General features: G+C 72.4%; 20 protein-coding genes and 2 pseudogenes. 12 read left to right on the forward strand and 10 right to left on the reverse strand.

Annotation, left to right across the window (positions count from 1 at the left end):
• Window positions 1-134: 134 nt before the first annotated feature.
• Complete coding sequence (locus QE410_RS15235) at window positions 135-1157, reverse strand: methylenetetrahydrofolate reductase C-terminal domain-containing protein (protein WP_307333556.1); 1023 nt, start codon at window positions 1155-1157, stop codon at window positions 135-137.
• A gap of 107 nt (window positions 1158-1264) precedes the next feature.
• Between QE410_RS15235 and QE410_RS15240 the strand changes: the two genes are divergently transcribed.
• The 5 genes and pseudogenes from QE410_RS15240 to QE410_RS15250 all read left to right on the forward strand — a co-directional run bounded on the left by QE410_RS15240 (window position 1265) and on the right by QE410_RS15250 (window position 5818).
• Window positions 1265-1879 (forward strand): pyridoxal 5'-phosphate synthase, encoded by a 615-nt coding sequence (locus QE410_RS15240; RefSeq protein ID WP_307333558.1) that lies wholly within the window; start codon window positions 1265-1267, stop codon window positions 1877-1879.
• A 2-nt stretch (window positions 1880-1881) separates the two neighbouring features.
• Window positions 1882-2715: an FAD binding domain-containing protein gene (locus QE410_RS15245; RefSeq protein ID WP_307333560.1), complete on the forward strand. Its 834-nt coding sequence runs from the start codon at window positions 1882-1884 to the stop codon at window positions 2713-2715.
• 175 nt (window positions 2716-2890) lie between these two features.
• Window positions 2891-3070 (forward strand): annotated as a pseudogene (locus QE410_RS17165) (2Fe-2S iron-sulfur cluster-binding protein); the annotation flags it as partial.
• Between the two features lie 6 nt (window positions 3071-3076).
• A pseudogene (locus QE410_RS17170) lies at window positions 3077-3295 on the forward strand (2Fe-2S iron-sulfur cluster-binding protein); the annotation flags it as partial.
• 324 nt (window positions 3296-3619) lie between these two features.
• Window positions 3620-5818 carry a xanthine dehydrogenase family protein molybdopterin-binding subunit gene (locus QE410_RS15250; RefSeq protein ID WP_373459381.1) on the forward strand — a complete coding sequence of 733 codons (2199 nt, stop codon included), beginning with the start codon at window positions 3620-3622 and terminating at the stop codon, window positions 5816-5818.
• 153 nt (window positions 5819-5971) lie between these two features.
• On the opposite strand, the gene QE410_RS15255 is transcribed toward QE410_RS15250, so the two are convergent.
• The 8 genes from QE410_RS15255 to QE410_RS15290 form a co-directional block, all read right to left on the reverse strand.
• Window positions 5972-6829: a PhzF family phenazine biosynthesis protein gene (locus QE410_RS15255; protein ID WP_307333564.1), complete on the reverse strand. Its 858-nt coding sequence runs from the start codon at window positions 6827-6829 to the stop codon at window positions 5972-5974.
• Window positions 6830-6911: 82 nt separating this feature from the next.
• Complete coding sequence (locus tag QE410_RS15260; protein ID WP_307333566.1) at window positions 6912-8195, reverse strand: allantoate amidohydrolase; 1284 nt, start codon at window positions 8193-8195, stop codon at window positions 6912-6914.
• A gap of 37 nt (window positions 8196-8232) precedes the next feature.
• Window positions 8233-9420: an alanine--glyoxylate aminotransferase family protein gene (locus tag QE410_RS15265; RefSeq protein WP_307334574.1), complete on the reverse strand. Its 1188-nt coding sequence runs from the start codon at window positions 9418-9420 to the stop codon at window positions 8233-8235.
• 44 nt (window positions 9421-9464) lie between these two features.
• A complete protein-coding gene (locus QE410_RS15270) occupies window positions 9465-11081 on the reverse strand; it encodes an AtzH-like domain-containing protein (protein ID WP_307333568.1) in 1617 nt (538 codons plus the stop codon).
• 148 nt (window positions 11082-11229) lie between these two features.
• Window positions 11230-12357 (reverse strand): acetamidase/formamidase family protein, encoded by a 1128-nt coding sequence (locus QE410_RS15275; protein WP_307334576.1) that lies wholly within the window; start codon window positions 12355-12357, stop codon window positions 11230-11232.
• A 95-nt stretch (window positions 12358-12452) separates the two neighbouring features.
• Window positions 12453-13787 (reverse strand): allantoinase AllB, encoded by a 1335-nt coding sequence (allB, locus tag QE410_RS15280; protein ID WP_307333570.1) that lies wholly within the window; start codon window positions 13785-13787, stop codon window positions 12453-12455.
• A gap of 51 nt (window positions 13788-13838) precedes the next feature.
• The gene (locus QE410_RS15285) at window positions 13839-14753 is read right to left on the reverse strand and encodes an aspartate/glutamate racemase family protein (protein ID WP_307333572.1); all 915 of its coding nucleotides are present in this window, start codon (window positions 14751-14753) and stop codon (window positions 13839-13841) included.
• Window positions 14750-16402 (reverse strand): NCS1 family nucleobase:cation symporter-1, encoded by a 1653-nt coding sequence (locus QE410_RS15290; protein WP_307333573.1) that lies wholly within the window; start codon window positions 16400-16402, stop codon window positions 14750-14752. Before QE410_RS15290 ends, QE410_RS15285 begins: the two co-directional genes overlap by 4 nt.
• 159 nt (window positions 16403-16561) lie before the next feature.
• Between QE410_RS15290 and QE410_RS15295 the strand changes: the two genes are divergently transcribed.
• The 7 genes from QE410_RS15295 (at window position 16562) to QE410_RS15325 (ending at window position 21978) form a co-directional block, all read left to right on the forward strand.
• The gene (locus QE410_RS15295; RefSeq protein WP_307333575.1) at window positions 16562-17209 is read left to right on the forward strand and encodes a helix-turn-helix domain-containing protein; all 648 of its coding nucleotides are present in this window, start codon (window positions 16562-16564) and stop codon (window positions 17207-17209) included.
• A gap of 219 nt (window positions 17210-17428) precedes the next feature.
• Window positions 17429-17956: a 2-oxo-4-hydroxy-4-carboxy-5-ureidoimidazoline decarboxylase gene (gene uraD / locus QE410_RS15300; protein ID WP_307333577.1), complete on the forward strand. Its 528-nt coding sequence runs from the start codon at window positions 17429-17431 to the stop codon at window positions 17954-17956.
• A complete protein-coding gene (uraH, locus tag QE410_RS15305; protein ID WP_307333578.1) occupies window positions 17953-18273 on the forward strand; it encodes a hydroxyisourate hydrolase in 321 nt (106 codons plus the stop codon). The genes uraD and uraH overlap by 4 nt, the downstream gene beginning before the upstream one ends.
• A 12-nt stretch (window positions 18274-18285) precedes the next feature.
• The gene (hpxO, locus tag QE410_RS15310) at window positions 18286-19470 is read left to right on the forward strand and encodes an FAD-dependent urate hydroxylase HpxO (RefSeq protein WP_307333580.1); all 1185 of its coding nucleotides are present in this window, start codon (window positions 18286-18288) and stop codon (window positions 19468-19470) included.
• Window positions 19471-19721: 251 nt separating this feature from the next.
• Window positions 19722-20072, forward strand: a complete 351-nt coding sequence (locus QE410_RS15315) for a carboxymuconolactone decarboxylase family protein (RefSeq protein WP_055959812.1) — start codon at window positions 19722-19724, stop codon at window positions 20070-20072.
• A 5-nt stretch (window positions 20073-20077) separates the two neighbouring features.
• Window positions 20078-21379: a M20/M25/M40 family metallo-hydrolase gene (locus tag QE410_RS15320; RefSeq protein ID WP_307333582.1), complete on the forward strand. Its 1302-nt coding sequence runs from the start codon at window positions 20078-20080 to the stop codon at window positions 21377-21379.
• Window positions 21380-21462: 83 nt separating this feature from the next.
• Window positions 21463-21978, forward strand: a complete 516-nt coding sequence (locus QE410_RS15325; protein ID WP_307333584.1) for a GNAT family N-acetyltransferase — start codon at window positions 21463-21465, stop codon at window positions 21976-21978.
• Between the two features lie 14 nt (window positions 21979-21992).
• Here QE410_RS15325 and QE410_RS15330 read toward each other — a convergent pair whose 3' ends face one another.
• Window positions 21993-22655, reverse strand: coding sequence for an ArsR family transcriptional regulator (locus QE410_RS15330; RefSeq protein ID WP_307333586.1), 663 nt, complete (start codon window positions 22653-22655; stop codon window positions 21993-21995).
• Window positions 22656-22691 lie beyond the last annotated feature (36 nt).

Genomic DNA, 22691 nt, shown 5'->3' on the forward strand with positions numbered 1-22691 from the left:
TGCGTGCGAGTCGCACGCGGGAGCCCTGGCGCACCGAGCGCATGCGCAAGACTCGTGCGTGCGCGTCGCGCCGCGCGGGAGGGCGCGCCGTGCTCCGCACGCTCGCCACCCCGCGCGCTGCGCGGAGGCGCCGGTCACCGCAGCCGCCGCGACACCTCCGCGAGCGCCTCGGCGAACGACTCCTCGCCGCCGTCGCGACCGCCCGAGAGGTTGACGCCGACGACACCCGGAAGCGCCAGCATCCGCTCGGCGAGCGCGACGGCCAGGGCGATGCCCTCTGCGCGCGGGTCGCGGGCTCCGCGCACGCGGGCGAGGAACCCGCCGGGCAGTACGAGCGTCGTGAACGACTCGAGCAGGTCGGCGGAGGCGTGGTCGACGACGACCGGCACGCACGGGATGTACCGGATACCGTCACCCACCTCGTCGATGAATCGGCGCACCGCCCCCGCTCCCCCCGCGTGATTGACGAAGCAGACGTCGGCACCCGCCCGCTGCTTCTCGCGCAGGCGCGCCGCCCGTCGGTCGACGGGAGGGGCCGCGGGAGATGCAGCGACCGACACCACGTGCCCCGCGGCCCGAGCCAGGGCGGTCGCCTCGGTCGAGTCGAGGTCGAACACGGGCGCCGCATCGGGGCGGTGCCCGGTGCGGGTGTGGTCGCCGGTGACGCAGTGCACCCCGGCGACCCCCTCGACGGCGAGGGCGGCGAGCTCGCCCTCGAGGGCCACGCGGTTGCGGTCGCGCATGTTCAGTCCGGTCCACACCCGCAGCCCCCGTCGCTGCAACAGATGTGCACGGTAGGACGGCGGGAACTGCACGCGCGCGCTTCCCGCGTCGCCGGCGAGCACGGCATCCACCTCGCCGACGAGCACCGACGAGCACGCATCGATGGATGCCACGCTGAGCGCGCGCGCAGGCAGGTCGGCCACGATCCAGGGACGCGTGCCGAGGGCGCTCAGAGTCTGGGTCGCCGCGGCCGTGCGGGGCGCGGGCGACGGCACGGCGGAGCGGTCGATGCCGGTCCACGCGACGGTCGGTCGGTCGAGGAACGCGCAGCGGTGCGCGGCGTCGATCTCGCACGATCCGTCGAAGCCGACCCCGCCGCAGGGGCCGTACTCCATGCGCTTCGGGCAGGCGTCGATGAGGGGCAGCAGGGTCATGGCGGGAGTGTAAGAACCCCGTGTTTCGACGAATGTTCATGGCGGCAACATCGCGGAAACGCGCGCTCCGTACTCTCGGTGATACCCGCAGCCTCCCGGAGGTACCCATGATCACGGCCGGCACGTCATTCGGTTCCGACGTCGACGACGTCGACGCGCTCGTCGCCGACCCGCTCGCCCTGCTCGTGCGGTGGCTCCCCCCGCACGACAGTGAGCTGCGCCCGCTCGCGGCGCTCTCGACGATCGGCCGCGACGGCATCCCCTCGCTCCGGCACGTGCTGGTGAGCGATCGGGATGCCACGGGCTTGTACTTCCACACCGACTCCGGCAGCGAGAAGGTCGCCGAGATGGCCGCGAACCCCGTGGCCGCCATGTCGGTGGCGTGGCCCGAACTGGGCCGCCAGGTGACGGCGCGCGGGATCGTGGAGCGCACGAGCCGCACCTCCGCCGCCGAGGCCTATCGCCAGCGCTCGCGCTACCTGCAGCTGTTGGCCTGGCTGAACACCCACGACAACGCCCGCCTCCCCGCCTACGACCGACGGCACCTGTGGGCCGAGTTCGACGAGGCGCACCCCGTTCTCGACCCGCCCGAGCGGTGGGCCGGCTTTCGCCTGCGCCCCCTGACGGTGACGTTCTGGCGCGGTGACATGCTCGGCCAGAGCGTTCGTCAGCACTACACGCTCACCGACGGTCGGTGGTCGGGCAGGATCCTGGCGGGCTGAGCATGGACATCACCACGGTCACCTCCTTCCGCCCCGCCCGAACCCGCCCCGACCTCGCACTCTCGCCCGGCGAGGTCGTCATCGCCGGCGGCACGTGGCTGATGAGCGAGCCGCAGCCCCGGACCACCGGGTTCGTCGACCTGACCACCCTCGGTTGGCCCGACATCGAGATCACCGACGAAGGCCTGCGCATCGGCGCGACCTGCACCATCGCTCGCCTGCTGTCGTGGGTCGAGCACGAGGCTCCGACCGAGTGGACATCGCTCGCCCTGGCACGACCGGCCGCCGATGCCCTGCTGGCATCGTTCAAGATCTGGAACACCGCCACCGTCGGCGGCAACGTCTGCCAGGCCTTCGCCGCGGGCGCGATGATCGCGATGCTCTCGACCCTGGATGCCACGGCCCTGGTGTGGACCCCCGACGGCGGCGAGCGCCGGATCGCCGTCGCCGACCTCGTCATCGACAACCAGGCGACCTCGCTAGCGCCGGGCGAGGTGCTGCGAGCTCTCGACGTGCCGATGCGCGCCCTCACCGGCCGGGTCGCCCTGCAGAAGATCGCGCTGGCCGAGCTCGGCCGCTCCGGAGCCGTCGTCACAGCCCGTGTCGACGCCGACGGCGCCGCCGTGTTCGTGGTGACAGCGGCGGTGCGCCGGCCCCGCGTCATCCGGTTCGGGCGTCTGCCCGGCGCGGGCGAGCTGCGGGATGCCGTGGCCGGCGCCCCCGGCTTCTACACCGACCCGCTGGGCAGCGCCGACTGGCGGCGCGGCGTGAGCGTCGTGCTCGCGGAGCGCGTGCGCCAGGGCTTGGCGCGCGAGCCGCAGGCGGGCGCCGCGTGAGCGGCGCGCCCGTGCGCCCCGTGCCGGCGGGCGGAGGGGGTGCGGCGGTGAGCGTCCACCGCACGCCGGGCCCCGACGACACCACGACCGCCCGCCGCACGACACCCCTTCGCGGCACGATTCCCGCAGAACGGCGCGCCCGCCGTCGACGAAGCCCCCGGCGAGGAGCCAGCGCGTGAGATTCCAGGTCAACGGCATCCCCATCGACGCGGAGCCGCGGCCCGGGCAGAGCGCCCGCACGCTGCTGCGCGAGACGGGCCACGTCGAGGTGAAGAAAGGCTGCGACGCGGGCGACTGCGGAGCATGCTCGGTGCTGCTCGACGGCACGCCCACCCACTCGTGCATCGTCCCGGCGATGCGTCTCGACGGCCGCGCCATCACGACCGCGGCGGGCCTCGCCCCGGGCGACGCCCTGCACCCGGTGCAGGAGGCGCTCGCGAACGGCTTCGGTTTCCAGTGCGGGTTCTGCACGCCCGGTATGAGCGTCACGGCATCCACCCTCACCGCCGACGACCTCGACGACCTCGACCGCCGCATGAAGGGCAACCTGTGCCGGTGCACCGGGTACCGGCCGATCCGCGAGGCGATCCGGGAGTCGGTGCTGGGGCCGGTGCGAGAGACGGGACCCCGCCCGACCGCTGCGGCGTGCGCAGGCCACCCGGGCGGCACCGCCGACGGAGGATGCACGACTCCTGCAGACCGCGACGGCGGCCTCCCGACGACGCACGAAGATGACGTCGTGCAGGAGGTGTGCCCGCCGAGCGGGTCGCCCACCTCCGCGCAGGACGTCGAGGCCGTGGCATCCGGGACGTGCTCCCCGGCGGGGCGCGTGGGCACCTCGACCGTCCCCGAAGCCGCCCGGCGCATCGTGCAGGGCCGTGAACCGTTCACCTTCGACGACCCCGTGCCCGGCGGCCCGCCGCTCGTGCTGCGGGTCGTGACCTCGCCCCACGCCCACGCGCGGATCGTGTCGATCGATACCGCTGCGGCCCTCGCCGTCCCCGGCGTCGTCGCCGTCTTCACCCACGAAGACGTGCCCGATGTGCGGTACTCCACGGGCCGCCACGAGCACCGCACCGACGACCCCGACGACACGCGCATGCTCGACGACGTCGTGCGCCACATCGGCCAGCGCGTCGCCGCGGTCGTCGGCGAGACGGCGGAGGCAGCGGAGGCCGGATGCCGCGCGGTCGTGGTCGCCTACGACGTACTGCCCGCCGTCTTCGACGCCGAAGAGGCGCGCTCGCCCGGCGCTCCGCTGCTGCACCCCGACCGCACCCCCGAGGAGAGGGTGATGGAGGCGGGCCGTAACGTCGTCGCCGGCTTCCACACCGGCCACGGCGGCGACATCGACGCGGCCCTCGCCGCCAGCCACACGACCGTGACGGGCGAATGGCGTTCGTCGCGCGTGACGCATGCGGCGCTCGAGACGCACGGCGCCGTCGGGTGGCTCGACGATGACGGGCGGCTCGTCATCCGCTCCTCCACCCAGGTGCCCTTCCTCGCCCGCGATGAGCTCGCCCACGTCTTCGGGCTGGAGCGCGACCGGGTGCGCGTCTTCGCGACCCGCGTCGGCGGCGGCTTCGGCGGCAAGCAGGAGATCTTCACCGAAGACCTCACAGCTCTTGCGGTACTGAAGCTCGGCCGGCCGGTCGCCTACGAGTTCTCGCGCACCGACCAGTTCGTGCGGGCGTCGCTGCGGCATCCGATGCGCGTGCGCGTGACCCTCGGATCGGATGCCGGGGGCACCCTCACCGCGATGAAGGTCGACGTGCTCAGCGACACCGGCGCCTACGGCAACCACGCGATCGGTGTGCTGTTCCACTCGTGCGCGGAGTCGACGACGCTCTACCGGGTGCCGGTGAAGTGGATCGACGCCGAAGCGGTGTACACGAACAACCCGCCGTCGGGCGCGTTCCGCGGCTACGGGCTCGGGCAGGTGGTGTTCGCGGTCGAGTCGGCGCTCGACGCCCTGGCCGTCGAGCTGGGCATCGACCCGTTCGACCTGCGCCGCATCAACGCGGTGCGAGAGGGCGACCCGCTGCACCCCGACGACGACGAGAAGTACGAGGAAGACCTGATCTGGGGCAGTTACGGCCTCGACCAGTGCCTCGACCTCGCGCAGAACGCCCTCGAGCGCGGCAACGGCGTCGACGCCCCCGAGGGGTGGCTCGTCGGCGAGGGGATGGCCGCGGCGATGATCGCGACCATGGCTCCACGCGGGCACATCGCGCACACGACCGCCACCCTTCGCGCCGACGGCACCTACCTGCTGCGGGTCGGCACGGCCGAATTCGGCAACGGCACCTCGACCGTGCACCGGCAGATCGCCGCCACCGTGCTCGACGCCCCCCTCGACCGGCTCGAGCTGTGGGCCGCCGACACCGACGCCGTGCGGCACGACACCGGCGCCTTCGCCTCGGCCGGGACGGTCGTCGCCGGCAAGGCGCTGTTCGGTGCGTGCACGGTGCTGCGGCGGCGGATGGTCGAGATCGCGTCGGAGCTGGCGGGAGGGGATGCCGCGGGCGCCGAGTTCGCGGCATCCGGGGTGCGTGTGGGCGGCGAGGTCGTGACGTGGGAGCGGATCATCGCGGCCGCTCCGGCCGGGTATGCGACGGCCGAGGGTCTCACCGCCGACGGGGCGGAGTTCGGCGACGTCCGCTCGCTCGCTTTCAACGTGCACGCGGCGCGGGTCGCGGTCGATCCCGAGACCGGCACGGTGAGGGTGCTGCAGTCGATCCAGGCGGCCGACGCCGGCGTGGTCATCAACCCCGCGCAGTGCCGCGGGCAGGTCGAGGGCGGCGCGGCGCAGGGCCTCGGCGGGGCGCTGTACGAAGAGGTCTACGTCGAGGACGGCGTCGTGCAGAACCCGGTGTTCCGCACCTACCGGGTGCCGCAGTTCGCCGACGTGCCCGACACCGAGGTGTATTTCGCCGCGACCGACGACAGCCTGGGCCCGTTCGGTGCGAAGTCGATGAGCGAGTCGCCTTACAACCCCGTGGGGGCCGCTGTCGGCAATGCGGTGTCGCGCGCGCTCGGGCGGCGCGGGTACGAGCTGCCGTTCTCACGGGACCGGGTGTGGCGGTTGGCGGGAGGCGCGTGATGCGGGTCGAGGCGAACCGCCGGTGAGAGCGCGACGGTCATCGGCCGGCGAGCCCGCGAGCCGGACCGGTCCGCTCCCGAGCAGGAGGTGTGCCGAGGCGGTTTCCGCGGACGGCCCCGTGACCGCACGGGAGTGAAGACGTCGAACGCGGGGTCAGAGCGTCGTCGCGCCGCCCCGGACGTGGATGCCGCCGACCGGCGGAACCTCGACATCGAGCACGCTCGGCCGGCCGATGTGCCGCCCCTGACGGACGGTGAAGCGGAACGGGGCGGCCAGGCCGACGCGGTCGCGCAGGTACGCGCCGAGCGAGGCGGCGGCGGAGCCTGTCGCGGGATCCTCGGTGATGTCGGCGACCGGGAAGAGGTTGCGCGCCTCGGCGACGAGGCCGTCGGCGATGTCGCCGGCGACGTGCACGACGATGACCGTGCCCTTCCACCCGCGCTCGTCGAGCAGGGCGCGCATCGGCGCGGGTTCGAAGGTGAAGGCGTCGAAGGTGTCCCGGTCGCGCACCGCGACCACCGGATGCAGGTTGCCGGCGAAGGACTGCGCCAACGGCATCCGCTCGTCGAGGTCGTCGGGAGACAGGCCCAGCAGGGCGAGGAGGCGCTCGGCGACCTCGGGTTCGAGATCGACGACGTGGGGCTCGACGCTGGTGAAGCCGGCGATGATGCGCCCGTCCTCGCCCTGTTCCGTCGTCACGTCGACGCGCCCGGCGGCGGTGTCGAAGACGAACGCGCCCGGCCCGTCGGCTTCGGCGAGCGCGACGGCCGTGGCGATCGTCGCGTGTCCGCAGAACGGCACCTCGGCGTCGGGCGAGAAGTACCGCACCTGCGCTCGGCGGCCGTCGCGTGCGGTCACGAATGCCGTCTCGGGGTGCCCGAGGTCGGTCGCGATGCGCTGCATGTGCGCGTCGTCGAGCGCCGTGGCATCGAGCACGACCCCCGCGGGGTTGCCGCCACCGGGCTCGGCGGCGAAGGCGAGCAGATGCAGGATGCCGGGAACGTCGGTCATGAACTCATCCTCGTCGAGTCTGGCTGGGGGCGGTGAGGGCCAGTTCGTGGTCGGTGGCCCTGGCCGACGAGTCATCCGCGGGTCAGCGCGGCTCCGCACCCAGGTGCAGCACCGCCTCGGCGAAGGCGCGCAGGCCCGCCGCGACATCGGCGGTGGTGACGGCCTCGTCGGGGTGGTGGCTGATGCCGTCGGGGTTGCGCAGGAACAGCATGCCCACCTCCGTGATCGCGCCGATCGACATCGCGTCGTGACCGGCACGACTGAAGAGGGTGGGGGCTTCGGCGCCGATTCCGGCGCGCACGACGTCTTGCAGCAGCGGGGCGCAGAAGACCGCCGGCGCGCTGTGCACCTCGCGGGCCTGCCAGCGCAGGCCGCGGCGCCCCATGATGGCATCCAGTTCGTGCGAGATCTCGTCCCACGTGTGATCGCGGGTGGTGTCGAACTCGCCGCGCAGATCGAGCGAGAAGTGCGCCTCGCCGGGTACGACGTTCACCGCGCCCGGGAACGCCTCGAGCTGCCCGACCGTGCCGATGATGTGGTGCTCGCCGCGGCAGATCCGCTCGACGGCGAGCGCCGCTTCACTCGCGCCGAGCAGCGCGTCGCGCCGCATGTCGTAGGGCGTGCCGCCGGCGTGACGGGCCTCGCCCTCGACGATCAGCTGGAAACGCCGGGCGGACGCGATCGACGACACCGCGGCGAGCGCCTGACCGCTGCGGTGCAGCTCGGGGCCCTGCTCGATGTGCGCTTCGAGGTAGCCGACGAGCTGTTCGGGGCGGCGCGCCGCCTCGCCGATGCGGCCGGGGTCGAGACCGAACTCGCGGAACGCCTCGCGCAGCGTGTAACCGTCGGCGTCGGTCAGATCCCACCACGACGCGTCCCACTGCCCCGCGACGGCCGACGACCCGAGCAGCGCCTTGCCGAAGCGCGTGCCCTCCTCGTCGCTGAAGGCGATCACCTCGAGGGCGAAGGGGAAGGGACTGGATGCCGCGCCCTCGTCGTCGACGCGACGCACGAGCCGTACGACCTCGAGCGCCATCAGCACCCCCACGATGCCGTCGAAGCGCCCGGCGTCGGGGACGGTGTCGAGGTGCGAGCCGAGGAGCAGGGCGGGGGCATCGGGGGCGCCCGCCGGCGCGAGGCGTCCGACCTGGTTGCCGGCGGCATCCTGCCGCGTGCTCATGCCGAGCTCGCGCATCCACTCGGCGGCGAGGCGGTTCACGCGCGCGTGCTCAGGCGAGAGGTAGACGCGCGTGATGCTGCCGGGAGTCGCCGTCACGCGGGCGAGCTCTTCGCAGCGGCCCATGACGCGCCGCGCGGCCGAGGCGATGAGTTCGGGCTCGACCTGCAGGCGGGTGGCGGTGGTCATGCGCGCGCTCCCGCGGCGGAGGGGAGGACCACCGAAGTCACGACCGCGCCGCCGCGTATACGCCCTGCGCCGCTTCGACACCGCCGCCCGCCGGCACCGCCGCGCCGTGACGGCGCAGCACCGCCTCGAGCGCGGCGAGCGTGGTGAGCACCGCGTCGGTGCGGGCGTTGTAGCCCATGGTGCCGATGCGCCAGACCCGGCCGTGCAGCGGCCCGAACGACGTTCCGATCTCGATGCCGAAGTCGCTCAGCAGCTCGGCGCGCACCGCGTCGCCGGTCACGCCGTCGGGGATCTCGACCGCGACGACGTTCGTCATCTTGTGGGCGACGTCGCCGAAGACGGTGAGCCCGAGGCCCTGCACACCGGCGAGCATCGCGTCGCCGTGCAGCTGGTGGCGCGCGATCACGGCGTCCCGTCCCTCGAGCAGCAGCACGCGCGCGCACTCGCGGGCGCCGTAGAGCATGGTCGTCGCCTCGGTGTGGTGGTTCAGGCGGCGGGGTCCCCAGTAGTCGAGGATCATCGCGAGGTCGAAGTAGTTCGAGCGGATGAAATCGGATGCCACGGCGTCGCCGTCTTCACGGATGCCGGCCTCCACGCGGGCCCGCGAGCGCACCACCTCCACCGCGTGCTCGGAGAGGCTGATCGGCGCCGAGCCCGACGGGCCGCCGAGGCACTTCTGCAGCCCCGCCGTCGCGGCATCCAGCCCCCAGGCGTCCATCTCGAACGGGTTGCCGCCGAGGGAGGCCGTGGCATCGGTGTAGAACAGGGCGCCGTGCGCGCGGCAGATGTCGCCGATCTCGTCGAGCGGCTGAAGCATGGTCGTCGAGGTGTCGCCCTGCACGCACGCGACGAGGTGCGGTTTCACGCGCTCGACGGCCTCGCGGATCGCGGACACCGGGAACACCTGGCCCCACGGCACCTCGATCGTGTGCACCTCGGCGAGCGCGCGCTCGGCGATCTCGGCCAGCAGGTGACCGAAGCGCCCGAACACGGGGACGAGCACGCGGTCGCCGGGGCGCACCAACGAGAGGATCGCCGCTTCGATGCCCGCGCGACTGGTGCCGTCGATGAGCAGAGTGGCGTCGTTGTCGGTCGCCCACACCTGCCGGTACAGGTCTTGCGTCTCGTTCATCGTGGCCGTCATGAACGGGTCGTACTGGCCGACGAGCGGCGCTCCCATCGCGCGCAGCACACTCGGGTACGCCGAGATCGGGCCGGGACCCATGAGCAGGCGGGCGGGCGGGTCGATCGGGCCGGGGAGGGTGATGGTCACGGGGTCTCCATGGTGCGGGCGGGGGTGGACGAGCGAGAGGACGCCGCGAGCTCGGCGAGGCGGCGGGCGAGTCGCACGAGGGCGATGTCGGTGCCGGCGCGCGAGACGAGGCACACGCCGACGGGGGCGCCGTCGACCGTGAGCAGCGGGACGGAGATGGCCGGAAGGCCTGCGATGGCAGCGGGCGCGGTCATGCGGAGGGTCGCCGCGCGGACGGCGTCGACATCGGCGGTGCGCTGCGGCGCGGGTCCGGGCACGGTGGGGAAGATGAGCACCGCCCCGTCGACGAGCTCCGCCAGGTGCGCCGCGATCGGTTCGAGCTCGCTGCGGGCCTCGCGTTCGTCGGCCGGCGTGATCTGCGCGGCGGCGCGGAATCGCTCGGCGACCGCGGGCCCCACGGCCCCGGGGTGCGCGCGCATCCATTCGCCGTCGTTGCGCCATGCCTCGGCGCCCTGCACCGTGCGGAACGCCGTGAAACCGGCGTCGAGGTCGCCGGTGTGCACCGCACGGAGGGAGGGCGGATCATCGGACGCCGCGAGCCCGGCGAGCAGCCTCGAGAACGCCTCACGGGTGCCGGCATCGGCACAGTCGAGGATCTCCTCGGGCACGAGGAAGCGCCACGGCAGGTCACCGCCGGCGGCGCCGTAGACGTTCTCGGTCGAGGCGGAGCCGTCGTAGCTCAAGCACCACTCGGCGACCCGCTGCAGGGTCTCGCCGTCGCGGGTGAGCCAGCCGATGGTGTCGAACGACTGCGCGAGCGGCAGCATGCCCTGGCGCGGAACGAGGTCATGGGTCGTGCGCAGCCCCCAGAGTCCCTGGTACGACGCGGGCACGCGGATGGAACCCGCGGTGTCGGTCGCGAGGCCGATGTCGGCGTGGCCGAGGGCGACGGCGGATGCCGGTCCGCTCGACGAGCCGCCGGGCAGGGCGCCGACGACGGCGCCGTTGGGCGGAGTGCCGTAGTGGGCGTTGTCGCCGGCGATGGAGTAGGCGAACTCGTCGGTGCGGGCGATGCCGCGCAGCGACGCACCGGCGCGCAGCAGGTCGGCGACCGCCGGGGCGGTGGCCTTCTCGGGCCGGGCCTGCTCGAGATAGGTCGGGTTGCCTGCGCCGATGCGGAAGCCGGCGATGGCGAAGAGGTCTTTGACGGCGACGGTGAGCCCCTCGAGCGGCCCCTCCCACGCGCCCTGCAGGAAGGGATCGCCGACGCTCCGCCAGATCGTGCGGTCGAGCGGCGGCGTGCGCGGGGTCACGTGGGCGGCGGTGATGAGCCACTGCCCGTCGATGCGCTGCCACACCTGGGTCTGCAGGCCGCGCCCGCCGCCGCGGAACTGCGACACCGACATGAGCAGAGCGGTGTCGGGCCCGAGCGGTCGGTAGTGGAGGTCGGCGATCACGCGCGGGGGGACGCCGCCGCGCAACGACCGGAACCCGCTGATGGCGTCGTGGCCGACGAGCAGGCCGGCATTGTCACCGCGGAGCGTCTCGGATCCGGGCGCGAAGAACGCGTCGAGCGCGTCGAGGTCGTTCGTGACGATCGCGCGCTCGTACGCGTCGAACGCCTCGCGCAGGTCGGTGGGGACCGCGGGGGCCGCGGCCGTGGCATCCGTCATCGCTCGTCGTCCCTCCGGGGCCGGAGCCCGTCGAATGCCGAGAACACACCGAACCGGTGGCTCACCGCGCGGCGCGTCGTCGACACGCGGAGGGGATGCGCGCTCGATGGAGCCTCGGCGCGAGCGAGCGCGACCGCCAGGGCGGGGGTCATTCGGTGCCTCCGTCGGGTGTGGGAGCGGACGTCAGGGCCACCGGCTCCACCGACGCCACGGCCTCGAAATCGGCCTCGCGGATGCGCGCGTGCACCCCCGAGACGATATCGACGACCTGCGAGATGTCGAAGTCGGTCGCCGCGCTCAGGTAGGCGTAGCCGAGGTGCTCGTCGACGCCCCATCGCCCGTGCAGCAGTGCGAGCGACGAGCGCACGCACGCGCGCATCGCGGCATCGAGGTCGGGGTCCATGCCGGTGGGCACGAGGTAGTCGGGGGTGCGCACCAGCGGGCCGGTGACCTCGCCGAACGCGGCGCGCGCGGCATCCGCGGGGATGACCTCGAACCGCAGCGTCGCCCGCAGCGACGCTTCGAGCGCGGTGAGCGCGACCTCGCCGTCGCCCTGCGCGAAGTGCGGGTCGCCGACGTAGGCCAGTGCCCCCTCGACCTGCACGGGCAGGAAGAGCGTCGTGCCCTCGACGAGGAGGTTGATGTCGATGTTGCCGCCGTGGGTGCCCGGGGGCACCGAGTGCGGGCGTTCGGCGCCGTCGACCGCGACGCCCATCGTGCCGAGGAACGGTGCCAGCGGGAACGTCACGACCGGCTCGCCCCCCTCGACGATCGGGAGGGTGCCGTGCAGGATGCCGTCGCGCTCGGCGACCGCGGTGAACACGCTGACGTTGTGCTCGCCGCGCGGCAGTTCGCCCACGAGTGCGCCCTTGCCGTGGCGGTTCGAGATGACGCCGTACGGCACGCGCGGGACGAGCGTCTCGACCGTGATCTTGAGCAGGTCTCCCGGGTGGGCGCCGGCGACGTGCACCGGACCGACGACCACGTGGGGGCCGTCGGCGAAGGGGTCTCGAGCGACGGATGCCGCGATCTCGATCGCGTCGTCGAGCACCTGGCTTCGCGGCACACCGTGGCGCGCGAAGAACGAGGCGGGGTCTTTGCCCTGGTCGTCGAGAATGCCCTCGTGGCTCACCGTGTCGAAGGTGACGCTCTCGCCCGAGGCGATCTCGAGCACGGCGTCGTCGGAGGAGCAGGGCAGGCGCCCCCAGAGCACCGTGTCGGCGGTGGCGCGGAGGTAGTGGTCGCCGGGGATGGGACCGACACCGGGTTGGAGGATCGGGACGGGGGTGGGGCGGCGGTCGCCCGGCGCCTCGGTCGCGTCACCGGGCGCGACCCCGCCGACGGGCTCGGGAACCGGGGCCGTCAGGGCGCTCACGACTGCACCGCCGCGGGCGCGCGCAAGATCTCGCGGCCTTCTCGCTCGGTCACGGGCGCACCGCGACGGTAGGTCGACTCCCCGCGCAGCCAGGTCTCGCGCACCACGCCGGTGAGCGTCTTGCCGTGCCACGGCGAGACGGGGTTGCGGTATTCGAGCGCTGCGGCATCGACGACGAACGTCTCGTCGGGGGCGAAGGCGACGAGGTGGGCCGGAGCACCGGGCTCGATGACACCGAGCCCCTCGAGGCCGGCGATGCGCGCCGGTCCCGTCGTGAGCAGCGGCACCAGGCTCTCGAAGGCCAGGCCGCGCTGGCGCGCCGTGGTGTGCACGGCCGACAGGCCCGTCTGAAGGCCCGCGATCCCGCCCCAGGCGAGGCCGAAATCGGGGTTGCCCTTCAGCTCCACGGTGGCCGGTGAATGGTCGCTGACGATCGCATCGATCGTGCCGTCGACGACGCCCGCCCACAGCAGATCGCGGTTGTCGCCGCCGCGGATGGGCGGGCAGCACTTGAAGGCGCCGGCGCCGTCGGGCACGTCTTCGGCATCGAGGGTGAGGTAGTGCGGACACGTCTCGATCGTGAGGCGCACGCCCTCGGCCTTGGCGGCGCGCACGTCGTCGAGCGCCCCACCGTCGGAGACGTGCACGATGTGCGCGCGGGCGCCGGTGCGCCGGGCCGCGTCGATCACCCGGCGGATGGCGGCACGTTCGCTGACCGGCGGACGGCTGGCCTCGAAATCGCGGTAGCGCGGACCGAGTGCGCCGTCGGCGTGCAGGTGTGCCGGATCTTCGGCGTGAACGATGAGGAGCCCGTCGAAGGCGGCGAGTTCGGTGAGGCACCGCTCGAGCTGATCGGCGTCGAGGTGGACGAACTCGTCGATGCCGCTCGGCGACAGGAAGCATTTGAAGCCCACGACCCCGGCGGCGGCGAGCGCACCGAGCGACCCGAGGTTCTCGGGGACTGCCCCTCCCCAGTACGCCACGTCGACGGCGAGCTTGCCCACGGCGGCGGCGCGTTTGGCATCCAGCGCCTCGACGGAGGTGGTGACGGGCGAGCTGTTCAGCGGCATGTCGACCACCGTGGTGATGCCGCCGGCGGCCGCGGCAGCGGTGCCCGTGGCGAAGCCCTCCCACTCGGTGCGGCCGGGTTCGTCGAGGTGCACGTGCGAGTCGACGAGTCCGGGAAGCAGCACGGCGTCGCCGGGCAGTACAGTGTCGGCCGTCGCGTCGAACGGCTCGACGGCGGCGATGACCCCGCCGTCGATCACGACCGTGGCGGCGGTGAACGCACCGTCGAGGTAGACCCGTCGTGCGGCGATCCGTGTGCTCATGTCGTTCACGCTATGCGTCCCTCGTTTCGCCAATGTAACCGTCATCAACATTCAGGCGAAAACCGTGGCATCCGACGCCTGGGGAGGAGGCGTCGATGCCGCCGAGCCGGCGACCCTGACGTCGGCGTTCGGGGCGACATCCGCACCGTGGGGCGGGAAATCCACGCCCCGAACGGCGGATTCCGCCCCGAACCCCTCGTTGGAAGCCACCCCCGCACCCGGCGCACCCGCGCCGGCATCGGCGACAGTCCCCCGCCCCGCGACGAACGCCCGCGCGGGCGTGGCGTACTCGTCGCGCTTGCTCGTGCCGAGGCCCATGCGCACCATCCCGGATGCCATGCCCACCGCCGCTGCGACCCCGTCGACGACCGGCACTCCGATGCGCGCCGTCAGCTCGGTGCACAGGTCGGCCATGCCGGCGCAGCCGAGCACGATGACGTCGGCCCCGCCCGCGGCGGCCTCGACGCCGTGCCGCTCGATCAACGAGACCGCCTCGGATCCCGTGTCCTCGAGGTCGAGCACCGGGATGCCGGTGGCCGCGAGCGACACGCACGCCCGTTCCATGCCGTACCGCGCGACGAGGTCGTGGGCGCGGCCCAGCGTCCGGCTGAGGGTCGTGACGACGCCGAAGTGCCGGCCCGACACCGCGGCCAGGTGCATCGCGGCCTCGGCGATGCCCACCACGGGCGCCTCGACCAGTTCTCGAGCGGCGTCGAGACCCGGATCGCCGAAGCACGCGATCACGTAGGCGTCGGCGGGGTCGACGCGGGCGAGGTCGGCCGTGATCGCCTCGATCACGGCCGCTGCCGCCGCGATCTCGTCGGTGTGGCTCTCGATCGCCGCAGCGCCGTTCGCGGGACACACGGCGTCGATGAGCACGTCGGGTCCCGCCACCCCCCGGGCGGCTTCCGCGATCTTCGCGGTCATCGCCCGGGAGGTGTTGGGGTTGATGAGCAGGATCCTCACGCGGTGGCATCCGTTCGCGGTGCGTTCGGCGACGCCTGCACGGGAACCTCGGCCGAGATCGCGGCCGGCTCGGATGCCGCGGTCGCGGCGGCTCCGTCGACGGTGCCGTCGGAGATGCCCTCGGTCTCACCCTCGAACGTCGGGATGCGCGGGTCGAGGCGCTCGAAGAGCAGGAACAGCACGTAGCCGAGGCCGCAGCCGATGAACCAGCTGTAGTCGCTGATCGCCGAGAGGTTGAACAGGCCCAGGTCGGCGAAGAGCTTCGGGAAGATCGCGATCGCGACGGTCGGCACACCGGCGGCGACGACGGCCTTGACCGCGTTCGGGTTGAAGCCGTTGCGGTACCAGTAGGGGCCGGCAGCGTCCATCGTGAACATGGCGTCGACCTTCACGCGCTGACGGGCCGAGATGTAGTAGCCGGCGATCAGGATGCCGAAGAGCGGGCCGATCAGCGCGCCGAGCACGCCGAGGGAGTAGTGGATGGCGTCGGCGTTGGAGTACCAGTTCCAGGGCATGAGGAACGTGGAGCCGACGGCGGCGATCATGCCGCCCGCGCGCCACGAGATCTTCTTGGGGGCGACGTTGGAGAAGTCGAAGGCGGGCGAGATGAAGTTGGCGACGATGTTGATGCCGACGGTGGCGGTGACGAAGGTCAGGCCGCCGAGCAGGATCGCGAAGGGCGTGTCGATCTGCTCGACCGTCTTGATCGGATCGGTGATGAGCGCGCCGAAGACGGGCACGGTGGCCGACGCCGTGATGACGGTCAGCAGCGAGAAGAACATGAAGTTGATCGGCAGGCCCCAGAAGTTGCCCTTCTTCACCGCCTCGAAGCTCTTGCCGTAGCGGGCGAAGTCTCCGAAGTTCAGCATCGGACCCGAGAAGTACGACACCACCAGCGCGATCGCGGCGAACATCACGGGGATCGACGCCCAGAAGTCGAGCTGGGTGGTCGACAGGGTGAAGGAGATGTTCTGGATGCCGGCCTGCGACACGAGGTAGATCGCCAGGATGATCATGACGACGTAGACGGCGGGACCCGCCCAGTCGATGAAGCGGCGGATGACCTCCATGCCGTTCCAGAACAGCAGGAACTGCGCCACCCACAGGATCGCGTACGAGATCCACCCGAGCGCCGACAGCCCCGCGAACGAGACGTCGAGCAGCGCCGCGGAGCCGGGCACGAACTTCAGGAAGATGATGTTCAGCGACTCAGCCGCGAGGAACGTCTGCACGCCGTACCAGGCGATGGCGATCAGGCCGCGGATGATCGCGGGGATGTTCGCCCCCCGGATGCCGAAGACCACACGGTTGATGACGGGGTAGGGCACGCCGGTCTTCTGACTGGGCTTGGCGACCATGTTGGCGAAGACCTGCACGATGACGATGCCGGCGATCAGGGCGACGAACACCTGCCACGACTGCAGGCCGAGGGCGAAGAGCGAACCCGCGGTGACGTAGCCGCCGACCGAGTGCACGTCGCTCATCCAGAACGCGAAGATGTTGTAGCTCGACCACTTCTGCTTCCGCAGCGGTGCGAGGTCTTCGTTGGCGAGACGCTCGTCGTAGTGGGGCTTCATGTTGCCGCCCCCGTGGGGGTGGCCTGCGGCCTCCACGAGATCGTGGGGGCCGGTGAGCGGGGTGGAACTCATGTCATTCCTCTCAGGGCGATGGATGCCACGACGTGGAGTCCGCGGCCGGAGTGGAGCTCTGATGTGAAGTTATGGGTTCACACGACCGCGATGGTTTCGTCCATGTAACAGGTATGTGAAGTCGATCCTTCACATGCCCCGCCTCCTTAGACTCGGGACATGCCGCAGCCGCACCTCGCCGAAGACGCCGTCGAGCACCACACCGTCGCGGCGATGGAGGCCGACACTCCCCCCGAGCCCTCGGCATCCGTCGGCGCCCGCGTCCGCGACCTGCGCCAGGCCCGCGGCATCTCCGCCCGCGCCCTCGCCAAGACGCTGGGGATCTCCCCCAGCGCGGTCTCGCAGATCGAGCGCGGCGTGATGCAGCCGAGCGTCTCGCGGCTCATCGCCATCACCGACGCCCTCGGCGTTCCGCTCGTCGCCGCCTTCGATCCGGCATCCGACCGCGCCGTCGAGCCGGTGGGCCCCTCGGGCTTCACGCTGCAGCGCGCGGGACAATCGCCCGACATCGTGCTCGACAGCGGCGTCTCGTTCCGCCGCCTCACTCCTGGCTCGGCCCCCGGCGTCGACTACTTCGAGTCGGTCTACCCGCCCGGCACCTCCGCGCACGGCGCCGACGGACTGTTCCACCACGAGGGATACGAGGTCGGCACCGTCGTCTCGGGCGAACTCACCATCGACTTCGAGGCCGAGCGCGTGATCCTGCGGGCGGGGGATGCCATCAGCTACCCCTGCTCGGTCCCCCACCGCCTGCACAACACCGGCACCGTGGATGCCGTGGCGCACTGGCTGATCGTGCACGCCTGAATGTGACGTAGCGCCCGCTGCTCCATGCTTCGGGGCGGATTTCGCCGCTCGGGGCGTGAGAAATGCGCCCCAAGCCGCCGAATCCGCCCCGAGCCGGAGAGGGACCCCACCGGCCAGCTCTCCCCGCATCGCGGCGAGAGCGCCGAAATGTTCCTCACAGCAACATCGCCGACACATCCCGCCACAGCGTCGTAACGCGCACGGCATAGCGTGGCCGGCATGCACCTCTCCGACTTCAACGCCGCCGACGACGCCGAAGCGGTCGCCGTCGTGCGCGTGTGGGCCGACATCCCGGGGTGGGTCGACGCCGTCGTCGCGGGCCGCCCCTACGCCGACGTCGACGCCCTCGCCGCCTACGCCGGCGACCTCGCCGCGGCCTGGTCACCGCAGGACCTCGAGGCGGCGCTGCACGCCCACCCGCGCATCGGCGCGAAAGTGTCGGGCGGCGGCGCCGAGGCCGTGGCATCCCGTCGCGAACAGGGCTCGATGGCCCACGCCGCCGATGACGACGTCGCCGCGATCGCCGCCGGCAACGCTCTCTACGAGGAGCGCTTCGGTCGCGTCTTCCTCATCCGCGCCGCGGGCCGCACCCCGAGCGAGATGCGCGCCGAGCTCGAGCGGCGCCTCGGCAACGATCCCGACGCCGAGACCATCGAAGCCACCCGCCAGCTCGCCGAGATCGCACTGCTGCGCCTCGGCACGACCTTCGCCGACGACGCCCCCGCCGAGCCCGAGGACGCCGAATGACCCACCTCACCACGCACATCCTGGATGCCACGGCCGGCACGCCCGCGGTCGGGGTGACCGTGACGCTGGCCCGACTGGGCGGCGACACGATCGCCGAAGCCACCACCGACGCCGACGGGCGCCTGGCGCTCGGCCCCGACCGGCTCGACGACGGCGACTACGCCCTGACGTTCGCGACGGGCGCGTACTTCCGCTCGCGGGGCGTCTCGTCGTTCCACCCGATCGCGACGATCGCCTTCACCGTCTCGGGGGAACAGCACCTGCACGTGCCGCTGCTGCTCAGCCCCTTCGCCTACTCGACCTACCGCGGCAGCTGAGGAGAACGCTCCATGAAGGTCATCGTCATCGGCGCCGGCGTCGGCGGAACCTCCGCCGCGCTCGCCCTGCAGAAGCTCGGGCACGAGGTCGTCGTGTACGACCGCATGCGCGAGAACCGCCCGGTCGGCGCGGCGCTGTCGCTGTGGTCGAACGGCGTGAAGGTGCTCAACTGGCTCGGCCTCGGCCCCCAGGTCGCCGCCCTCGGCGGTCGCATGGACGACATGGCCTACTACGACGGCCACACCGGCGAAGAGCTCTGCCGCTTCAGCCTCGCCCCGGTCACCGCCCAGACCGGCCAGCGGCCCTACCCCGTCGCCCGCGCCGACCTGCAGCAGCTGATGATGGATGCCGTCGGCTCGGCGAACATCCACCTCGGCAAGCAGCTGGTCGAGGTCGCCGACGACGGCGAGACCGTCACCGCCACCTTCGCCGACGGCACCACCGACACCGCCGACATGCTCATCGGCGCCGACGGAGCCCGCTCGATCGTGCGCGACTACGTCACCGAGCCCACCGGCATCCGCCCCGAGCGCACCTACTCCGGCTACGTCAACTACAACGGCCTCGTGAAGGCTGATGAGCGCATCGGGCCAATGGATCAGTGGACGACGTACGTCGGCGACGGAAAGCGCTGCGCCGTCATGCCGGTCGCCGGCGACCGCTTCTACTTCTTCGTCGACGTGCCCGGCCCCTCGGGCGTCGTCGAAGACCGCATGGCCGCGATGGAGGAGGCCTTCGGATCGTGGGGAGCGCCCGGCGTACGGGCCCTCCTCGACGGCATCGACCCCGACGAGTCGCTCAACCGGGTGGAGATCTGGGACATCGACCCGTTCGACACGTGGGTGCGGGGGCGCGTGGCGATCCTCGGCGACGCCGCGCACAACACCGCGCCCGACATCGGCCAGGGAGCCTGCTCGGCGCTGGAAGACAGCTTCGCCCTCGGCATCGTCTTCGCCACCGCCACGCTCGGCGTCGAGGACTCGCTGAAGCGCTACGAACGCATCCGCACCGAGCGGGCGGGCGACCTGGTGCTGCGCGCGCGCAAGCGCGCTCATGAGACGCACGCGTTCGACGTCGCCGCGACGCAGGCCTGGTACGACGGCCTTCGGCGTGAGGACGGCAGCGGGGTCATCCGCGGCATCGTCGGCAACATCGAGGGCAGCCCCGTCGAGCTGGGTGCGAGCGTGATGCGCTGACGCGTCGGCGCGGCCGGAGAACCGTGTCGCCCCTTGTGCTGTCTGAGGGGGCACCAGCCAGCAGAGAGCGGGACATGGTCCACGCACCCGGGGACACGGTCCACGCACCCGGGGACATGGTCTGCACACAGCGGGACACGGGGAGGCCGGCGCGCGCGAGACGTGTGACCCCGCGTGACACCCGCGGACGGGCCCGCCGCACTGCGCGTGGCACCGTGGGAGCGACGCAACCGACGCCCCCGGGAGGCACCATGTCCGAGTACTTCGACCGCACCGCCGACAAGACCTACACGAAGGTCTACAAGGCCGAGACACCGGACATCCTCGCCGCATTCGCCGCGTTCGATCAGGCCGTCTTCGCACCCGAGGGCCGGGCGATCCCGCTGAAGTACCGCGAGCTGATCGCGCTGGCCGTCGGCATCACCACGCAGTGCGTGTACTGCATCGACGGGCACTCGCAGAACGCCGTCAAGGCGGGGGCGACCGAGGCCGAGCTCGCCGAGGCCGCGTGGGTCGCGACGGCGATCCGCGCGGGCGGCGGCTACGCGCACGGGCGCCTCGCGTTCAAGCTCGCCGACGACGCCCGCCCCCACCAGCACTGATCGCCGTGCCCGACGCCACCTCGCCCCCGCCAGGCCCGCTCGAGATCGAGGCGCTGGCGCACATCCGCGCGCTCATCCGCATCGACAGCGTCAACACGGGCGAGGCCGCGACCATCGGCGACGGCGAGACGCGCGCCGCACGGTACGTGCAGACGCAGCTCGAGGAGGTCGGCTACGACACCGTCTTCGTCGAGCCGCGTCCGGGGCGCGCGAGCGTCATCGCGCGGCTCGCCGGGTCGGATCAGGATGCCGGGGCCCTCGTGGCCCACGCCCACCTCGACGTCGTGCCGGTCGACGCCGCGGACTGGACGCACCCGCCCTTCGGGGCGGAGATCCACGATGGCATCCTGTACGGCCGCGGGGCGGTCGACATGAAGGACTTCGCCGGGATGCTGCTCGCGGTCGCCCGCGCGTTCCGACGCGACGGCGTGATCCCCCGACGAGACATCGTCTTCGCCTTCTTCGCCGACGAGGAGGCGGGCGGCGTCTGGGGCGCGCGGTGGCTCGTGGACAACCGCCCCGAGCTCTTCGCCGGGGCCACGGAGGCCATCAGCGAAGTCGGCGGCTTCTCGATCCCGCTCGCCGGCGACCGCCGCACCTACCTCGTCGCGACAGCGGAGAAGGGCGTGACCACCGCCACCCTGACCGCACGCGGACACGCCGCCCACGGCTCCCGGCCGACCGCCGACAACGCCGTCGTCCGTCTCGCGCACGCGGTCGCAGCCGTCGGCGCGCACCGCTTCCCGGTCGCACGCACCGCCACGCTCGAGCGCTTCCTCGACGTCTACGCGCGGGCGGGCGGCGACCTCGGCGACCTGGGCTTCGCGGCATCCCTCATCGACGCGGGCAGCCGCAACACCGCATCCCCGACGGTGCTGGCGGCCGGCGGCAAGGCCAACGTCATCCCGGCCGCGGCGAGCGCGACCCTCGACGTGCGCATCGTGCCCGGTCAGGCCGAGGTCGTGCGCGAGCAGCTCGCCGCCGTCGTCGGCGCCGACATAGAAATCGCCTGGGCGCGCGACATCCCGGCCATCGAGGCACCCGCTGACGGACGGCTCGTGGGCGTGCTCCAGGATGCCGTGACCGCCGAGGACCCCGACGGCACGGTCGTGCCGTACCTGCTGCCCGCGAGCACCGACAACAAGCACCTCGCTCGCCTCGGGATCCGCGGTTACGGCTTCGTGCCGCTGCGCGTGCCGGCGGACTTCGACGTGTTCGGGCAGTTCCACGCGGCCGACGAGTGCGTGCCGGTGGAGGCACTGCACTTCGGGACGAGGGTGACGGCGCGCATGCTGCGAGAGGCGTGAGGACTCCGGGCCGCCGAGGCCGCAGCGCCGCCGCGAGGTGCTCGACGCCCGGGGCCCGGAATCGGACGGCGAGAATGGATGCCATGACCTCGTCGCCCGTGTCGTCGCTCACCATCCGACTCGTCGCCCCGCACGAGTACGCGGGTGCCGGGGCGCTCACCGTCGAGGCCTACCGTCACAGCTACGAGGGTCTCTCCGAGGGCTACCTCGTCTCGCTCGCCGACGTGGAGGGCCGCGTGGCTCAGGGCGAGGTGTGGGTGGCGCTCGACGGTGACGAGATCGTCGGAACCGTCTGGACTCCCCGGCCCGGCGAGCGCCTGTCACCGCTCGCCGCCGACGGCGAGCTCGATTTCCGCCAGCTCGCGGTCGCGCCGTCGGCGCGCGGCCGGGGCGTGGGCGAAGCCCTCACGCGCCACGTGATCGCGCTGGCCCGCAGCAGGGGCGCGCGTCGCGTCGTGATGAACAGCGGCCCCGAGATGCTCGGCGCGCACGCGCTGTACCTCAAGCTCGGCTTCTCCCGGCTCATCGAGCGGGAGCATCCCGTCGAGGTGGAGCCGGGGCGGTTCCTCGATCTGCGGGCGTTCGGGTTCGACCTCTGACGCGCGACGTCTCGTCAGGCTGCCGTCAGCCGCGACGCCACCCGCGCGATGCGCGAGCGCAGTTCGGCGACCGTGTCATCGAAGGCCGCGGTGCTGCCGATGCGCGCCGGGTCGCGGATCGACCAGTGCACGTCGTCGCGTCCGTCCAGCTTCTCGTGGGCGTGGTCGCAGACGCTGATGACGAAATCGCCCGATGCGGCGACGTCGCCGAGCGCCTGCGGAGCGGCCGCTTCGTCGAGCGCGATGCCGTGTCGGCGGGCGGCGGCGATGGCGCCCGGGTTCACCCGGTCGCCGGGATCGGTCCCCGCGGAGGCGGCGGGGATGGAACTGTGGGCGGCCCAGATGGCCCGAGCCAGCTGCGAGCGCGCGGAATTGGCCGTGCAGACGAAGACGACGCGGCCCTTCACCGGGCGGGGGCCGAGCGCGAGAGTCGAGAACGCCTCGGGGATGAGCTGCAGGTAGCTGCGGCGACCGTCGGATTCCGATCGGACGCGACGCGCGATGCCGCGGTCCTGCAGCACGTTGGCGTGGAACGCGACGAGGTTGGACTTCACACCGAGCGCGGACGCGATCTCGCTGGGTGACATGTCGCCGACCGAGAGCAGGTCGACGATGCGCAGGCGAGCGGGGTCGCCCAGCGCGGCGAAAGCCTCCGCCCGCCGGTGAAGATCGTCCATTATGCACCCCCCTCAGCCATCGTGCCACGGGTCGGC

The sequence above is a fragment of the Microbacterium sp. SORGH_AS_1204 genome, from assembly GCF_030818935.1.
GTDB lineage: Bacteria > Actinomycetota > Actinomycetes > Actinomycetales > Microbacteriaceae > Microbacterium.

Excerpts from the sequence above, each read along its gene's own strand:
- QE410_RS15235 (WP_307333556.1), bottom strand. The coding sequence starts at position 1,157 with ATGACCCTGCTGCCCCTCATCGACGCCTGCCCGAAGCGCATGGAGTAC.
- QE410_RS15240 (WP_307333558.1), top strand. The coding sequence starts at position 1,265 with ATGATCACGGCCGGCACGTCATTCGGTTCCGACGTCGACGACGTCGAC.
- QE410_RS15245 (WP_307333560.1), top strand. The coding sequence starts at position 1,882 with ATGGACATCACCACGGTCACCTCCTTCCGCCCCGCCCGAACCCGCCCC.
- QE410_RS15255 (WP_307333564.1), bottom strand. The coding sequence starts at position 6,829 with ATGACCGACGTTCCCGGCATCCTGCATCTGCTCGCCTTCGCCGCCGAG.
- QE410_RS15260 (WP_307333566.1), bottom strand. The coding sequence starts at position 8,195 with ATGACCACCGCCACCCGCCTGCAGGTCGAGCCCGAACTCATCGCCTCG.
- QE410_RS15265 (WP_307334574.1), bottom strand. The coding sequence starts at position 9,420 with ATGGGTCCCGGCCCGATCTCGGCGTACCCGAGTGTGCTGCGCGCGATG.
- QE410_RS15270 (WP_307333568.1), bottom strand. The coding sequence starts at position 11,081 with ATGACGGATGCCACGGCCGCGGCCCCCGCGGTCCCCACCGACCTGCGC.
- allB (WP_307333570.1), bottom strand. The coding sequence starts at position 13,787 with ATGAGCACACGGATCGCCGCACGACGGGTCTACCTCGACGGTGCGTTC.
- QE410_RS15290 (WP_307333573.1), bottom strand. The coding sequence starts at position 16,402 with ATGAGTTCCACCCCGCTCACCGGCCCCCACGATCTCGTGGAGGCCGCA.
- QE410_RS15295 (WP_307333575.1), top strand. The coding sequence starts at position 16,562 with ATGCCGCAGCCGCACCTCGCCGAAGACGCCGTCGAGCACCACACCGTC.
- uraD (WP_307333577.1), top strand. The coding sequence starts at position 17,429 with ATGCACCTCTCCGACTTCAACGCCGCCGACGACGCCGAAGCGGTCGCC.
- uraH (WP_307333578.1), top strand. The coding sequence starts at position 17,953 with ATGACCCACCTCACCACGCACATCCTGGATGCCACGGCCGGCACGCCC.
- hpxO (WP_307333580.1), top strand. The coding sequence starts at position 18,286 with ATGAAGGTCATCGTCATCGGCGCCGGCGTCGGCGGAACCTCCGCCGCG.
- QE410_RS15315 (WP_055959812.1), top strand. The coding sequence starts at position 19,722 with ATGTCCGAGTACTTCGACCGCACCGCCGACAAGACCTACACGAAGGTC.
- QE410_RS15325 (WP_307333584.1), top strand. The coding sequence starts at position 21,463 with ATGACCTCGTCGCCCGTGTCGTCGCTCACCATCCGACTCGTCGCCCCG.
- QE410_RS15330 (WP_307333586.1), bottom strand. The coding sequence starts at position 22,655 with ATGGACGATCTTCACCGGCGGGCGGAGGCTTTCGCCGCGCTGGGCGAC.